9 protein-coding genes are annotated in these 16,360 nt (G+C 36.3%); 4 read left to right on the top strand and 5 right to left on the bottom strand.

Going from position 1 to position 16,360, the window contains the following annotated elements; translation table 11 throughout:
• Nucleotides 1-127: 127 nt before the first annotated feature.
• A complete protein-coding gene (locus ACT5E3_RS19040) occupies nucleotides 128-3,493 on the bottom strand; it encodes a methylmalonyl-CoA mutase family protein (protein WP_444995137.1) in 3,366 nt (1,121 codons plus the stop codon).
• Nucleotides 3,494-3,904: 411 nt separating this feature from the next.
• Between ACT5E3_RS19040 and ACT5E3_RS19035 the strand changes: the two genes are divergently transcribed.
• On the top strand, nucleotides 3,905-4,279 hold the full coding sequence (locus ACT5E3_RS19035; protein ID WP_444995136.1) for a hypothetical protein: 375 nt from the start codon (nucleotides 3,905-3,907) through the stop codon (nucleotides 4,277-4,279).
• Nucleotides 4,280-4,451: 172 nt separating this feature from the next.
• Here the strand turns inward: ACT5E3_RS19035 and ACT5E3_RS19030 are convergent, their stop codons facing one another.
• From ACT5E3_RS19030 to ACT5E3_RS19015, 4 genes are all read right to left on the bottom strand, one after another.
• Nucleotides 4,452-7,724: a S41 family peptidase gene (locus tag ACT5E3_RS19030; RefSeq protein WP_444995135.1), complete on the bottom strand. Its 3,273-nt coding sequence runs from the start codon at nucleotides 7,722-7,724 to the stop codon at nucleotides 4,452-4,454.
• 526 nt (nucleotides 7,725-8,250) lie between these two features.
• Entirely contained in the window at nucleotides 8,251-9,174 is a 924-nt protein-coding gene (locus ACT5E3_RS19025) for a histone deacetylase family protein (protein ID WP_444995134.1), read from the bottom strand.
• Nucleotides 9,175-9,224: 50 nt separating this feature from the next.
• Nucleotides 9,225-11,063 (bottom strand): GNAT family N-acetyltransferase, encoded by a 1,839-nt coding sequence (locus ACT5E3_RS19020; RefSeq protein WP_444995133.1) that lies wholly within the window; start codon nucleotides 11,061-11,063, stop codon nucleotides 9,225-9,227.
• Between the two features lie 119 nt (nucleotides 11,064-11,182).
• Complete coding sequence (locus tag ACT5E3_RS19015) at nucleotides 11,183-13,846, bottom strand: EAL domain-containing protein (protein WP_444995132.1); 2,664 nt, start codon at nucleotides 13,844-13,846, stop codon at nucleotides 11,183-11,185.
• A gap of 257 nt (nucleotides 13,847-14,103) precedes the next feature.
• Here ACT5E3_RS19015 and ACT5E3_RS19010 point away from each other — a divergent pair, with 257 nt between their 5' ends.
• The 3 genes from ACT5E3_RS19010 (at nucleotide 14,104) to ACT5E3_RS19000 (ending at nucleotide 16,345) form a co-directional block, all read left to right on the top strand.
• Entirely contained in the window at nucleotides 14,104-14,283 is a 180-nt protein-coding gene (locus tag ACT5E3_RS19010; RefSeq protein WP_444995131.1) for a hypothetical protein, read from the top strand.
• Between the two features lie 113 nt (nucleotides 14,284-14,396).
• A complete protein-coding gene (locus ACT5E3_RS19005; protein WP_444995130.1) occupies nucleotides 14,397-15,482 on the top strand; it encodes a 3-deoxy-7-phosphoheptulonate synthase in 1,086 nt (361 codons plus the stop codon).
• A 149-nt stretch (nucleotides 15,483-15,631) separates the two neighbouring features.
• Nucleotides 15,632-16,345 (top strand): glycerophosphodiester phosphodiesterase, encoded by a 714-nt coding sequence (locus tag ACT5E3_RS19000; RefSeq protein ID WP_444995129.1) that lies wholly within the window; start codon nucleotides 15,632-15,634, stop codon nucleotides 16,343-16,345.
• The last annotated feature ends 15 nt before the right edge of the window (nucleotides 16,346-16,360 follow it).

Below are 16,360 nucleotides of genomic sequence, written 5' to 3'. Positions count from 1 at the left end.
GTTGAAATGTTAACTAAATTGATAGTTTTGAAGCAGAAATAAAGTTAACCGTTTCAAGAAAAATCAATGGCTTAGCAGAGTTGGTAAGCCATTTTTAGGGAGGTAGTTTAGTTATTGCAAATTAAGCTTACATATTACGTCGGTATTGCCCACCAACTTGGTATAAAGCTTGGGATATTTGACCTAATGAGCAATGCTTTGTGGCTTCCATTAATACTTCAAAGATATTTTGGTTGTTCAAAGCCGCATCTTGTATGGCTTTTGTTTGTTGGATGATATCTTCACGATAATTTTTATGCAGCCTTTCTAGCATTTCAATTTGGTAAACTCTTTCTTCTTTAGTTGAACGAATGACCTCACTAGGAACGACCGTTGGAGAACCTTCTGATGATAAGAAAGTGTTAACCCCAATAATCGGGTATTCACCAGTGTGCTTTAACATTTCATAGTGCATCGATTCTTCTTGGATTTTAGAGCGTTGATACATGGTTTCCATCGCACCTAAAACACCGCCACGTTCACTAATCCGTTCAAACTCAAGAAGTACTGCTTCTTCAACCAAATCCGTTAGTTCTTCGATAATGAATGAACCTTGTAATGGATTCTGGTTTTTATTTAAACCCAATTCTCGATTAATAATCAATTGAATAGCCATAGCACGACGAACAGAAGCTTCTGTTGGTGTGGTGATGGCCTCATCATAAGCATTAGTATGTAGAGAATTACAATTATCATAAATCGCATATAATGCCTGTAATGTCGTACGAATATCATTAAAGTCGATTTCTTGTGCATGAAGAGAGCGGCCTGAAGTTTGGATATGATATTTAAGCATTTGCGCGCGCGAATTGGCTTTGTATTTCAGCTTCATGGCTTTAGCCCAAATTCTTCTTGCCACTCGGCCTATGACTGCATATTCAGGATCTACGCCATTGGAGAAAAAGAAACTTAAGTTAGGAGCAAACTGATTGATATCCATGCCTCTTGCAAGGTAGTACTCAACAAAAGTAAAGCCGTTAGCTAAGGTGAAGGCTAATTGAGAAATTGGATTAGCTCCGGCTTCTGCAATATGATATCCAGAGATAGATACTGAGTAGAAGTTACGTACATTTTTTTCAATAAAATATTCTTGAACGTCACCCATTAAGCGTAATGCAAATTCGGTAGAAAAAATGCATGTATTTTGTGCTTGATCTTCTTTTAAAATATCAGCTTGAACAGTGCCTCGTACTTTTTGAATGGTTTCATATTTTATTTTTTGATAGATTTCTTGCGGTAATACTTGATCGCCTGAAACGCCTAATAACATTAAACCAAGTCCATCGTTACCTTCAGGAATTTCACCTTGGTAAGTAGGCACTGGTAAATCATTTTTGGCATAAATATCAGTAATTTTTTGTCTGACTTCTTTTTCTAGCCCATTCTCTTTGATATAAACTTCACTCTCTTGATCAATAGCCGCATTCATAAAAAAGCCAACAAGAATTGGGGCAGGGCCATTAATTGTCATAGATACCGAAGTGGTTGGTTTGGTTAAACGAAAACCAGAATAAAGTTTTTTGGCGTCATCTAAGCAACAAATTGAAACCCCTGAGTTACCTATTTTACCGTAGATATCAGGCCGATAGTCAGGGTCATCTCCGTATAATGTTACTGAGTCGAAAGCGGTAGATAGTCTAGCTGCTGGCATTCCCTTGGAAACGTAATGAAAACGGCGGTTAGTTCTCTCTGGGCCCCCTTCACCAGCAAACATTCTTGTTGGATCTTCTCCTTCTCGTTTAAAAGGAAAAACACCTGCGGTATAAGGAAATTGGCCAGGATAGTTTTCTTGCAATTTCCATTTTAAGCGATCTGCCCAGCCAGAATAAGTGGGCACTGATATTTTAGGAATTGATTGGTTAGATAAAGATTTTGTATGAGTTTCAACTTCAATTGATTTATCTCTAACCTGATAAACAAAAATATCATTCTTGTATTGCTGAGTTTCTTTATCCCAATTATCTAAAAGTTTGCTATTTTCGCGATCAAACTTGAGCTCTGTTTGTTCTAATAGCTCTTTAACAGAGTTTTTCAATTCATTATTTTCTTCAATTAAAGAAAGCGTTTCACTAATACTTTGTACTTTTTGTGCATAAGTTGCTTGCTCATTTACCCACTGATCATAGTTACGATTATTTTCTGCAATTTCCGCTAGATAGCGAGTTCGTTTAGGGGGAATAATATAAACTTTTTCTGACATAGTGTCTGAAGAAGTAAAGCTGGTTTGCAAGTTAAGCTTTGTTGTGTTGTTAATCAAAGTCATTAAATTGCGGTAAAGCTCGTTCGTACCTGGATCGTTAAATTGGCTGGCGATTGTGCCATAAACGGGCATCGTTTCAGTGGCCTCTTCAAAGCGTTGATGATTTCGCTGAAATTGTTTTTGTACATCTCTTAATGCATCTAAAGCGCCTCTTTTATCAAACTTGTTGATCGCAATAATATCGGCGAAATCAAGCATGTCAATTTTTTCTAATTGAGTTGCTGCGCCATATTCAGGAGTCATAACATACATGGAAACATTAGAATGCTCTTCAATTTCAGTATCTGATTGACCGATACCTGAGGTTTCTAAAATCACCAAGTCAAAGCCTGAAGCTTTAACAACATCAACTGCTTTTTGAATGTGTGGAGATAGTGCTAAATTTGATTGACGAGTTGCTAAAGAACGCATGTAAACGCGCTCATTGCTAATTGCGTTCATCCTTATTCTGTCACCTAATAGCGCGCCACCTGTTTTTCTTTTGGATGGATCGACAGAAATAATAGCGATATTTTTATCATCGAAGTCAAGTAAAAAACGACGAACTAACTCGTCGACTAAAGACGACTTACCCGCTCCACCAGTGCCTGTGATTCCGAGTACTGGGGTTTTTGATTGGTTAGCTGCTGATTGAACTTTTTCTAAAATAGATTGATGTTGTTCAGGAAAATTTTCAGCAGCAGAAATCAGTTGGCCAATTTCTTTATGTTGTAAAGTATTAGGGATTATTTCTGGTGCATTATTACCTGTGGCAAAATCTGATTTTTTTATTAAGTCGTTAATCATTCCTTGTAGACCTAATTCACGTCCATCATCTGGTGAATAAACACGAGCAACTCCATGAGCATGAAGCTCTTCAATTTCTTCTGGCAAAATAACACCACCGCCTCCAGCGAAGACTTTAATATGGCCACAGCCACGCTCTTCGAGTAGATCAACCATATACTTTAAGTATTCAACATGACCTCCTTGATAAGATGTCATGGCTATCGCTTGAACATCTTCTTGAATTGCACAGTCAACGACTTCTAAAACACTTCTATTGTGTCCTAAATGTATGACTTCACAACCACTCGCTTGAATGATTCGGCGCATAATATTAATGGCTGCGTCATGTCCATCAAACAGTGAAGCGGCAGTTACAACTCTAATTTTATGAGTTGGTTGATAGGGTTGCTGATTTTGTTGAGACATTGTATACCTGCTAAATTCTTCGAAGTTCCTAATCGAGTCTAAAATCCAATCAGTTTATTTGGATAATGTTTCGAACAATAAAATATTTCGGTAAGTAAACCTGTTTACTTCGTCCGGTTTGTGAGGCGCGGATTATAGCAAAAAATGGCTTTTGGGGCGATATAAGGCCTTATTATTTGTTGGTTTACAGGCTTTGTGGTGATTGGGAATAGGTTCGGTGTTGGTTACTTATTTCACTATTGATAGGCTATATTCTTTCTACTAGCTTGTTCCGTAACGTCAATAGAGTTTTTTTTCGAGTCTAGGAATGATGACATATTTTTGAGATAAGCTGTTGTGAATCAATTATTTTATGGTTTGTTTATAGTAAATTGGTTATTTATTCCTATTAACCATAAATGAGATATTTATATGACACAGAATACTCGGCAGTTTGCGCCTATTGCACAAGGTCTTTTTTTGGCCAATATTACCTTATTGCCAATTATTTCGTTTGTGATTTTATTGTTTCTTTATTGGAAAAAGCGATATGTAGTCGATCCGGTTTCTCGCTTACACTTTCGCCAAGCTATTTTAGCCAGCATTGTTTCTGGGATATTGTTATTAATTGTAAGTGGGTTGATATTATTTTTAGGTGGGCTAAGTTCGCCTTATACCTGGATGGTTGTTTTAATCTATTTTGTTAGTATTCACTCTGCACTTATTTTATACGCTGTTTTTGCTTTTATTAAAGCGTTAGCGGAAGAAAAATATGTTTATCCGCTGTTTGGTCGGTTGTGGTGTTGATAGGTGAGTTAAATGTAAAATGAAGCTTTTCTCTGTTTTAATAAATAGTATATTTGAGTATGTTGGTTGTTATCGCTTGGCTCACGAATAAATCATTTTTACAAAAAGTTTATGTATTAAAAAAGGCGCTGTTTGAACAGCGCCTTTTTAGCTAGTAATTAGCTATCACTCTTTATTTTTTAAGAATATCCATTGCTGGAGTATTTACATCTGTTGGGAAGGGTTTTGTTTTTAATTCAGGAATAGGCGAGTCTTTCATTTTTTTCTTTAAATATTTTATCGCTGTTTCAAGTTGTGCATCTTCGCCTTTGAAGGTTGCATGAGGTAGATTATCAACTTCGATCGTTGGTTCTACACCATAACCTTCAACAATCCAGCGGCCGTCCATTGCATATTGAGGAAACTCTGCAACACGGGCAATCCCATTATCGGTTAATCTATTCATTCCTCTAAGCCAAACACCCGCACCAGCTGTTTGCTTGCCAATGACTGGGGCTAAGTTTAGAGCTTTAACTCCGGCTGTAAAAGTTTCCCCATCTGAATAAGTGAATTCATCTGCTAATACCACTAAGTGTCCACGGAAAGTTTGTTGCATGTTGGTATATGGGCGTCCAATTGGCGAATGCCAGAAAGCCCAGGCTTTGCGCAGTAATTTCTCAATAATCCAACTGTCGATATTACCACCTCGGTTTCTTCTTACATCAATGATTAATCCATTTTTTTGATAGTTGGCATAAAACTCTCTGGCAAAACTAGCAATGTCACTTGAACCCATTGCGTAGAGATGTAAATAACCAATATCATTTGATGCTTTTTCTACTTTGTTACGATTGCCATTAACCCAGCTATTGTAACGGAGTCTAAAGTCTTGTCTTGAACCAGCTGGAGTAACAACCGTTTTGATTGTTTTTTTACCACGTTTAAGGCTAAGTAGAACTTGTTTACCTGCTTGGTTTCTTAACAGTGAATTAACTTTGGCAATTGTTGGTGTTGCAATACTATTAATTGACAAAATAATATCTTTTTCTTGAGCATCCACGCCTGGCTTTCTTAGTGGAGGTGCCATTGAAGGCAGTTCTGCTTCGTGAATATAAATATCATCAATAGCAACACCTTTTTTGGTTTGTACTAATGTTGCGCCAAGATAAGATGGTTTTGCCGCATTTGAATCACTTGGGTAATCGCCGCCTCTTACTTGTGAGTGGAGCGCATTTAATTCTCCCATCATTTGCGCCAATATGTCATTGAGTTCATAACGATCGGTCAATTTGTTGAGTAAAGGTTCATATTTTTCTTTAACTTTTTCCCAATCTAAACCTCGCATATTTGCATCATATAGGGAGTCTCGGTGCATTAACCAAGCGTCATGGAATATTTGTTTCCATTCTTCTTTTGGATTAAATGCTAGTTGCCAATCTTTGCTAATAACTTTTGAGTTTTTGGTGTCTTTAGGAAATTTATCTCCAGCTCCAACAATAAACATATTGGCATTATTCCCTCCTTGTTTACGAACAAATAGGCTTTTTCCATCATCAGACATTTCATAATAAGTCACACCAGATGCAAAAGTATTTATTTTTGTCGATGGTTTGATTTTGATTGATTTAATGCTTGGAGTTGAACCTGGTTCGGTTACATTATCTTGCACAAATAAATGGCTGTCATTGACAGTCAAGTTGTAATAGTTACCTGAAGAAACGGGTACTTGCCATAATCGATCTTTTAATCCTTTCCAGTCAACCGTATTACCCTTTTCTTTTTCATCATCAGACTCATCTTCTTTCTTTTTATCTTTCTTGCCCTCGGTTAATTCTGTTGGCGGTTGGAAAGGAAATTTTGCATCAGCTTTTAAAGCGTAGGCAAAAATTTGGTTACGACGATCAAAAGCCGGCCCTAAATTTCTGTCACCCCAAGGTGAAGGTGGTGTTGCTTGAAAGTGTCTTGCTGAAAGAAAATATAACCAATTGCCATCTGGGCTAAAAGCAGGCGAGTGCGAGTTATATTTATCACTGGTTAACATTACTGTTTTACCATTATCGAGAGAGTAGAGTTGAATACGGCTTCGTTCATTATCTTGGTGATCACGAGTGACCGCAATTAATTTACTATCAGATGACCAGACAACATTTTGAAATGGACTCAGTCCGCTATTAGCAGTGAGTATTTTTTGATTTTTTCCACTTTTTAAGTTGAGCAACCAGAGGTTACCGCTTTTATCATCATGTGCTATCCATTTTCCATTAGGAGATAGATAAATATTCCAACGAAAGATTTTTCCATCTTTGGTTAATTGCTTTGATTTTTGTGAGCCATCTGCTGCAAACTTCCAAATTTCTAATTCGCCACTAGCATCATTGATCGCATAAACCCACTTTCCATCATGGCTTAATAGTGCCCTACGGGTACGTGATTCAGGATTAGTTGCAACTTCGACTAAGCGAGTCTTATCAATTCCTGCTACGGCTACTTTTCCTCTGGCTGTAACAACCACTTTTTTAAAGTCTCCAGCCATCCGAGACGAAGTTAAATATTTAAGTGGTTGGTTAAGCCAACGTTCACGCAGATAGGGATAATCGGATGTTAAGCTGATTGGTACTATGCGACTTTTTTTTGTTTTTAAGTTAAGTACTTTTAGATCGGCCCCTAACTGATAAATGATTTGGTCGTTATTGATTTTAGCTGAGCGTATAGGCCATTCTTTATATTGAGTAACTTGAGTAATATTTGAACCGTCTAAAGACATCGACCAAATATTTTCATTACCACTGGCATCACTAATAAAATATAACTTGTTATCGTGTATCATTGGTGTTCTAACAGAACCGATATGATTTTTAGTCAGGGCTTTTGCTTCTTTATTTGAACCGAGTTTGAATCGCCACATTTCACCTTTAGCACCACCACGATATACTTTGGTATTGTCTCCAGAAAACTGCATACCGTACTGGATAAAATAAATATAATCCCCTTTTTTATCTATAGTACCTTCAATAGCATCTGCTAATGGAATTGATTTAGCAATTAAGTTTTTAGGGTTTACATGGCGCAATGTCCAGTTTCCGGTCGGACCTACTCGGTTGTTAGTGCTGTATAGTACCTCTCCTTTTGTTGTCCAGCCATGAACTCTAACAGAACTATTTTCAAAACTGATCCTTTTAGGAATTCCACCAGTAGAGGAAATAACATAAACCTCAGTACTTCCTTCGTAATTGGCAGCATAGGCAACTTGTTTACCATCTGGTGAAATAGCAGCTTGTTTTTCTTCGGCGGGGTGAGTTGTTAATCTTTTGGCTTTGCCCGATTGCAAGTTAGATAGCCATAGATCACCTTCGGCAGTAAAAACAATAGTATTATCTTTGATGTCCGGGGAGCGGTAATAACCAGTTGATGCAGAAAGAGTACCGCTTAATCCGCAAATCAATGGTAAAAGTAAACGAAGTTTCATTTATTTTTTCCTTTAAATTGGTTTATTTGTTAGCAACAGAGCCTATCGAATAATTTTATTTTCTTGGTAGCTATTTGTTAGACTGGATTTTCAAGTGAATAAGAATACTATAGCTCTAAATTAATTGGTATGCTGGAGAAGATTGAAAAAAATTAAAATTGTTTCTTTTTGTAACTATTTAAGCAGGTTTTTGGGGTTAAGTGTAGGCTGAATTATTTGATAATGAGAATCACCTATTGCATTATTTGAGGTGCTTATGAGTGTTATTTGAGGGCTTACGAACCGTTGTTTATGCTATTGTAGTCGTTTTTAACACTATAAAAACAGTGGTTTTTTATGAGTCGTTGAATTACTAATCAATGTTTTTTCCACCACAGGATAAAAGTAATTAACAGTTGATTCTGTTTTATGATTTCTAATCTCAAACTCGCTTAGGCGATAATAGCTTATTCTTTTCTGTTATAAATAAATTAATTTTCTACAAAGTTGCTTCTGGTTGAAATTGTAATTTAATGACGCAGGTAAGTTAATTGCCGATTAATGCATCAATATGAGCAACGACACTGCGTCCTAGTGCGTTGAGTGAATAGCCTCCTTCTAGGAGCGATACAATACGACCTTCACAGTGAGTGTCGGCAAATTGTTTTAATTGTTTAGTAACCCAACGGTAATCTTCCTCGTGCAAATTTACTTGCGACATATCATCTTCTGTATGAGCATCAAAACCTGCTGAAATAAATAACATGTCTGGTTTAAATAAAGAGAGTTGGTGTAACCATTGCTCAGCCACTATTTTCTTGAATTCAACTCCTGAAGCATTAGCGGGAAGTGGTGAGTTTATTATGTTAGACGAAGTTGGTTCTGTGCCTGAATAGGGGTAAAACGGATGTTGAAAGCTGGAGCATAATAGAACCTGAGGGTTATTTTTGAAAATATTCTCTGTTCCATTTCCATGATGAACATCAAAGTCAAGGATAGCCACTTTTTTTAATGAATATTGTTTTAGTGCATAGGCGGCGGCAATTGCGATATTATTAAAAATGCAAAAGCCCATTGCTTTATTTTTGGTTGCATGATGTCCTGGTGGACGTGTTGCGCAGAAAACAGCAGATAGTTTTTTTTGCATGACTAAATCAACGGCTTGTACTGCGGCTCCTGCGGCATACAAAGCTGCTGGAAGTGTTTGTGGCGTCATTAAAGTGTCTTCATCTAAGCGATAGGTTTCATTTTTTGGCGCATTAGTAAAGATAAAGTCAATGTAAGCCTGTTCATGTACTAAAGAAAGGTATTGGGGATTTAAAGAAATAGCATCGAACTGACGAACTGCAAATTCTAACCCTGAACTGATGAGTTGATCTTGTATTGCTAAAAGTCGTCGGGGGGACTCAGGGTGATGCTCGCCCATATCGTGAAGTAAACATTGTTGATGACTAATTATTCCAACGGTCATTGAGTGAACCTTGATAACTTTATAATGAGTGTAAACTCTTGCGAGATTAACTAGTTTAAATCTAATGACAAATGAACTTCATTAATACTATCGCTTAATTGGCGAGTAAATCCTTGATGTTCAAATACTGCCAGCATCGGTTTATTGCTCCCTCGAACATAGGCAACCATTTTACGGATTTTACGGATTCTAGCAATATTTATCATTTCTTTTAGTAGAGTTGTTGCCATTCCTTTACCACGTTTACTTTCTTTAATCACAAAAGCAACTTCACAACAGTTTTCCTTTTTGATGTAATAATACCGTCCAACAGCTTGTATATATTCTCCTTGTTGAGCTTTTTCTGTGAAGCACAAAGCTAAATCTTGGTGCTGGTTTACGCTAACCAGATTACAAGATTTTTCTCGATTCATTTGAGTAATGTAATGATTATAACGTGAGATTAATGTTTCTTTATTATGAGAATAAAAAAACTCCTGTAGCTTTCTCTCGTCGGCTGGATAAAGAGGTCTCAGCGTATATTTAATATCATCAAAGCGGAATATTTTAAACTCTACCGAGCCTAGTTCTGGTACAGAGGTTGGGGTTTTTTCTTGATACTCCGGAACCCAATAATGCGCACGGACTTCATTTAACAGTTGCTCTCTAAATTTAGGGTGGGCGACTCTGATTAATTCAAGCGCTCTTTCTCTGATACTTTTACCTCGCAAATAAGCAATCCCATATTCAGTTACCACATAATGTACATGTCCACGAGAAGTGACCACTCCACCACCTTCGGTAAGATGAGGAACAATCTTGGAAATTTTTCCATCTTTAGTTGTTGAGGGAAGGGTAATAATTGGTTTTCCACCTTTGCTTAAAGATGCTCCGCGAATAAAATCCACTTGTCCGCCAATACCACTAAAAAATTGATAGCCTATAGAATCAGCAACAACCTGTCCTGTCAAATCAATTTCGATAGCGCTATTAATTGAAATCATATTATCGTTACGTGCAATATTCACGGGTGAGTTAACATGTTCAGAAGGATAAAACTCAACATGTGGGTTACTATTAACAAAATCGTAAAGGCGTTGAGTCCCCATACAGAAAGTTGTAATGGTTTTACCTTTATGGAAAGTTTTTTTACGATTATTAATCACGCCTTTTAGCATTAAGTCAATGATGCCATCAGAAATCATTTCGCTGTGAATACCCAAATTTTTATGATGTCCCAGGTATCTTAAAACTGCATCTGGTATTTTTCCTATACCTAACTGTAAAGTCGCGCCATTTTCTACCAACATTGCTACATATTGTCCTATCTGTTCTGTCACTTGATCGAGTTCTGGCGGCGCAAGCTTAGGAAGAGGGGCTTCTGCTTCAATATAAGCGTGTATTTGTTTCATATGTATAAAGCTATGCCCATTAGTTCTTGGCATTAGTGGATTGATTTGGGCGACTACATATTTTGCAGAGCTAACCGCCGCAGATACAACATCGACGCTAACTCCTAATGAACAGTAGCCATATTCATCAGGAGGACTGACCATAATCAGTGCTACATCTAAAGGGAGAATGTTCTCTTTAAATAGTTTAGGTACTTCAGAAAGAAAGCATGGAGTGTAATCGGCTCGTCCTTCTGCAATTGCTTCTCGAACATTTTTGCCGCCAATAAATAGTGTATTAACTTTGAATAAACCTTTATGTTGAGGTGAAGCCCAGACGTTATTGGATAAGGTTAATATATGAACAACTTCGATATCATGAAAATTTTCGCTGTGATTGATTAAGTTCTCTATTAGCTGGTTAGGGACGGCTGCATTAGAGCCTATAAATATACGGTTACCCGATTTTAAAATTTCATTCCAGCAAATGCTTTTTCTATCTTGACTATTGGTTAACATAATTGTTTTTCAAAAGAACTAAATTTATATTCTATTATGATATATTTTTAATGTTAAAGCTTTATGTTGATGTTTAAGGTTATTGATTAAAATCAACTAAAGTCCACATAGTGGATAAGCTAAGTTGTGGGAGACATAGATTGTTGATAGCTTTTGATAAAGGCAAGTAAATCTTCTTTAGGCAAAGGCTTTGAAAAGAGAAATCCTTGGCCGTAACGACAACTAAGGTTTTTGGTAAGATTGACTTGGCTTTCTGTTTCAATTCCCTCAACCACAATGTTCATACCTAAATTTGAAGCAAGAAATACGATCGATTCTATTAATGTTATATTACTGTGATTTTTAGATGATGACTGTATAAATGATTTGTCTAACTTGATCAAATCAAACGGAAATTGGTGAAGGTAACTTAAAGATGAGTAGCCTGTACCAAAGTCATCAAGTAATACTTTCATACCTATGGATTTTAATTCCTGAACAAATTGAGTAGCGGCTTTAAAGTCTTCAACCAGAATACTTTCTGTGATTTCTGCATTGAGTTTGCTTGGCTCAATATTATATTTAGCTAGTTGCTTTCTAATATATCCGTCAAGTGTTCGAGAAAGTATTTGAATCGCTGAAATATTAATATTGACATAAAGTGAAGATAACTCAGGTGTTTGAGAAAACTCACTAAGTGCAATGCATGCCATATCCACTATCGATTCGCCTAGTTCTTGAATTATACCTGTTTCTTCTGCTATATGAATAAAATCTGTTGGTGGAATAAAACCTTTTATTGGATGTTTCCATCTGAGTAGGGCTTCAGTACCAACTACGCTGCTGTCTGCAAAATCTATAATTGGCTGATAGTAAAGAATAATTTGTTCAGTTCCAATTGCAGCCCTTAAATCTTGTTCTAACTGTAAACGCTGAGAGACTATTTTTTTGATATTGGCATCAAATAAGCAATAACGATTTTTTCCATCGTTTTTCGCTTGATACATTGCAGAGTCTGCATCCCCAATAACCTGAACAGCATCATCGGTTCCTATTTTTGCCATTCTTACGCCAATACTTGCGCTAGTAATTAAAGAGTGTTGTTCTACTACAACCGGTTTTCTTAATTGATTAAGAACTCTTTCAGCTAATCTTACTGTAACTATTTCTGTATCTACTTGAAACATTAAAATACAAAATTCATCACCGCCTAAACGGACCACAATATCATCATTTCTCATACATGAAAGAAGTCTTTTTGATACTTCAATCAAAAATAAGTCTCCGACATGATGTCCAAGACTATCATTGATTATTTTGAAACGATCAAGATCTAAAAATAATAAAGCAATATCATTCTCACGGTTAGATGGCGTGCCATTGAGTACTAGTTTTAATTGCTCTACAAGGTATCTACGGTTTGGTAGCTGAGTGAGGGCATCATGCAGAGACTCATGCTCAAGTTGTTTCTCTATTTTTCTTCGCTTTATAATAGTTTTTTCTAAAACAGAAGTTCTTTCTTTGACCCGTTTTTCCAAATATTCATGGGCTTTTTGTAAGGCTTCTGCATCTTCTTTCCTTAAAATTGCGGAGGATATTTGTGTTGCAATAGTTTTAAGAACAGATAAGTCTTTTTCATCATAAATATAATCGGTGTCATAACTTTGAACTACGAAGACGCCATAGGTTTTATTTTGATCTTTGAGTGGTACACCCAACCACGAAACTGCTTTTGTACCAACCGTTTCACGACTTAAATTAACTTTTTGATTAATTAATATTGGCTTGCCTTTTTTTAGCACTTGAAAGGTTAGGCTTGGGGTAATATTTTGATTATTAAAATCAATTCTTATTGACGCTGGAGGTTGATCATATTGATCGGCAAAATAAGGGAAATCGAGTTGTGTTTTATCTTCGGAGAGAATTGCAATAAAAGCATTTTCAGCGTACATTAATTCAGAGATAGAGTGATGTACTCCTTTAAACAAATCATTTAGGCTAGTTGAAGTGCTAACCAGGTCGGTTATTTCAAAAAGTGCTTTTTGAATCTTTTCACTATTTCTTCGAACATGCACTTCTGCTGCTAATTGAGTATTAATTTGATTAAGTTCTTCGGTTCTTTCTAATACTCTTTTTTCGAGTTCCTGATTGGCTTGTTTTAATTGAAAATGAGCGAGCTTTAATGCTTCAGAGTCTTGTTTTCTACTTAAGCTCGTTGCAATATGTTGTGAAACATAGACCAAGAGATTTTCATCTCTTTCTGTGTAGCGATAACCTTTTTCATAGCTTTGTACTACTAATGCTCCGATGACTCCGCGGTTTTGTATGAGAGGAACACCAACCCAATCCTCGGGAACTTTTCCTCTTCCCGCAAAACTTAGGAACTGTTCTTTATTCAAGTGTTGCATTTGTCCCGTCGTTAATACTTCCATAGTTGGACTTCCCTCATACTTCGAAATTGGAATCTTTACTTTCTCATCGACATCGCCAGTTTTGTCATCTTCATCTTCAAAATAAGGAATGCTAATGCAATTTTCCTCAGCATGAAGCAAGGTAATATAGAGATTTTTTGCTTCGGTTAGCTCCCGTACAATCAGGTGAAGTTGAGAGAAAAAGTCATCTAGATCATCAGTCGAATTGGTCACGTCAACTATTTTGAATAATGCACTTTGCACTTTTTTAGTTTCCGCAAAATGTCTTGCCTGTGCGACAAGCTTCGCATTCTCAGTGGTGAGTCGCTTTAGCTCTTGGCTCAGTTCTTGATAGCTTTTGTCAGGATTATTATTCAATCTTATAGTAAACAAGGATTGTTCTTTAATCTTTATAGTATATACGCATATTTCCAAAACCCCCCAATATTCCGCAGAGCAGTTTAAAAAAATCAATTAAATCATTGTGATAGTACTATTTGTTCGCGTTTATAGTTATTTAACCATCTATTTTTACTGTATTATCACTAAAAATAGATGACATTTATTCTAATATATCTAAAAATTTGTTTGTTTTTAGGGCTTTTTCGAGTAACAATGGGTTTTTAGCAACCCTTTTAGGGAGAAATTTCGTGTCACAAATAGATGGTATCGTGCAAGAGCCGCAATTCTTGCGTTCACAAGTTGTTGCTCAGCAGACGAGTAATATACATCAATTAAAATCTAAACTGAAAGTACCTGTCTCAAATCTTTTTTATTTTCGTTTACTGCATTACTTCTTTTCTACTTATCGTTATTGTTATTTTAAATAACAACCTGTTGCCTTATTTATTCAATATTTATTCCTGAAAAGGAATTGTATTTATTTCAATAAATTATCTTAGTCGAATAATTCGACTGTGCTTTTTAATAAGAGATTAAAGTTATGTCAAACAAGCGTTCAAGTAGTAACACTGCTTTAAAAAAAATTAATAATATTAATATAAAATCAGAAAGCGTTATCATTACGCCTGATAATATTAAGAAAGATTATCCTCTACCACAAAAATCTATTGATTTTGTTGCACAATCTAGAGATACGATTGCCAATATTTTATCCGGTAAAGATAATCGAAAGCTCGCTTTGGTCGGGCCTTGTTCGATACATGATATTCACTCTGCTAAAGAATATGCCTTAAAACTAAAAAAATTGAGTCATGAACTGGTCGATGAGTTGTTTATTGTTATGCGAGTTTATTTTGAAAAACCACGCACAACGGTTGGTTGGAAAGGCATGATCAATGATCCTCATTTAAATAATAGTTTTGATATTGAGTCGGGGTTGATTTTAGCCAGGGAACTACTACTGTGGTTGGCTGAATTAGAAATGCCAGTTGGTACAGAAGTATTGGATCCTATTTCTCCACAATATTTATCTGAGTTAGTGAGTTGGGCTGCAATTGGTGCTAGAACGAGTGAATCTCAAACTCATCGTGAAATGGCCAGTGGTCTTTCAATGCCTATTGGTTTTAAAAATGGTACCGATGGCTCTGCCTCAGCTGCAATTAACGCGATGAAAGCTGCAGCCAGCGGTCATAGTTTTATGGGAATTAACCAACAAGGCCAAGTCACTTTGTTAGAAACTAAGGGAAATGCTCATGGTCATGTGATATTGAGAGGGGGGGTCGAGCCGAATTATGAAGCCCATCACGTTGCAGATTTTGAGGCTAAACTGAGAAAGGCCGGATTAAGTTCACAAATAATGATTGACTGTAGTCATGGCAACTCAAATAAAGATCATCGAAGACAGCCTATGGTTTTAGACAATGTGACCCAACAAATTGTTGCTGGAAACGAGTCAATCATTGGCTTTATGTTAGAAAGCCATTTGTATGAAGGTAATCAGAAAATAACTAACGATAAAGAAGAGTTAGAATATGGTGTTTCTATTACCGATGCCTGTATTGACTGGCCGACCACTGAAGCTTGTTTAATCAATTGTGCCAATCAGTTACGTGAAAGAGATAAATAATTACAAAGCAAAGCATTCGTAATAGTGTTACTTTTTAAGTGGTTTAGGTGAAATAAAAACTTTATTTTTATGATTGGTAAGCGTTATTATCAATCATAAATCATTTGTATTCAGTTTACTTCATTCAGGTTAAAAAGGTAACGCTAATCATGAAGGTATTTGCCCATCGAGGTGCTAGTGGACACGAGCCTGAAAATACATTATTAGCTATTCAGGCTGCACTAGATATGCGAGTTGATGCAATTGAGATTGATATTCACATGATTGAGGGGGAGTTAGTTGTTATTCATGATAGACGATTAGAAAAAACAACCAATGGTTATGGAAGAATTAGTGATAAGGCATTTGCTGAAATACGTCTACTAGACGCTGGTAAAGGGCAAAAAATTCCCACCTTATGGGAAGTATTACAACTGGTTTCTGCACAGTGCGAATTAAATATTGAGCTTAAATCAGAGAGGACTGTTGGCCCCGTTATTCAATTACTGAAACGAGCAATTTCTGAACTTGATTTTTTACAGTCTCAATTTTTATTATCCTCTTTTAATCATCACTTATTAAATGAAATAAGAACTCAACATACTGGATGGAAAATAGGAGCTTTAACTGCTAGCAGACCAATAAATTATGCTTACTTTGCTCAGATGCTTGGTGCTTATAGTGTCCATATCGATGTCGATTTTGTGGATCAGGCTTTTATCGATGATGCACATAAGCGAGGTCTTAAAGTTTTTGTTTATACTGTCGATCATGAAGAAGATATAGCCGATTTACACCAAATGAAAGTAGACGGAATTTTTACGAACTTCCCAACTCGTTCAATGGTTAGAATTGCTCACCTTGCATCTGCTGTTATAAAGTGAGCAATAATTACTGGT

Source organism: Aliikangiella litoralis, assembly GCF_052495765.1.
The sequence above is the reverse complement of the archived record's forward strand: the minus strand, read 5'-3'. Positions and strand labels throughout refer to the sequence as shown.

Excerpts from the sequence above, each read along its gene's own strand:
- ACT5E3_RS19020 (WP_444995133.1), bottom strand. The coding sequence starts at position 11,063 with ATGTTAACCAATAGTCAAGATAGAAAAAGCATTTGCTGGAATGAAATT.
- ACT5E3_RS19025 (WP_444995134.1), bottom strand. The coding sequence starts at position 9,174 with ATGACCGTTGGAATAATTAGTCATCAACAATGTTTACTTCACGATATG.
- ACT5E3_RS19005 (WP_444995130.1), top strand. The coding sequence starts at position 14,397 with ATGTCAAACAAGCGTTCAAGTAGTAACACTGCTTTAAAAAAAATTAAT.
- ACT5E3_RS19000 (WP_444995129.1), top strand. The coding sequence starts at position 15,632 with ATGAAGGTATTTGCCCATCGAGGTGCTAGTGGACACGAGCCTGAAAAT.
- ACT5E3_RS19035 (WP_444995136.1), top strand. The coding sequence starts at position 3,905 with ATGACACAGAATACTCGGCAGTTTGCGCCTATTGCACAAGGTCTTTTT.
- ACT5E3_RS19030 (WP_444995135.1), bottom strand. The coding sequence starts at position 7,724 with ATGAAACTTCGTTTACTTTTACCATTGATTTGCGGATTAAGCGGTACT.
- ACT5E3_RS19040 (WP_444995137.1), bottom strand. The coding sequence starts at position 3,493 with ATGTCTCAACAAAATCAGCAACCCTATCAACCAACTCATAAAATTAGA.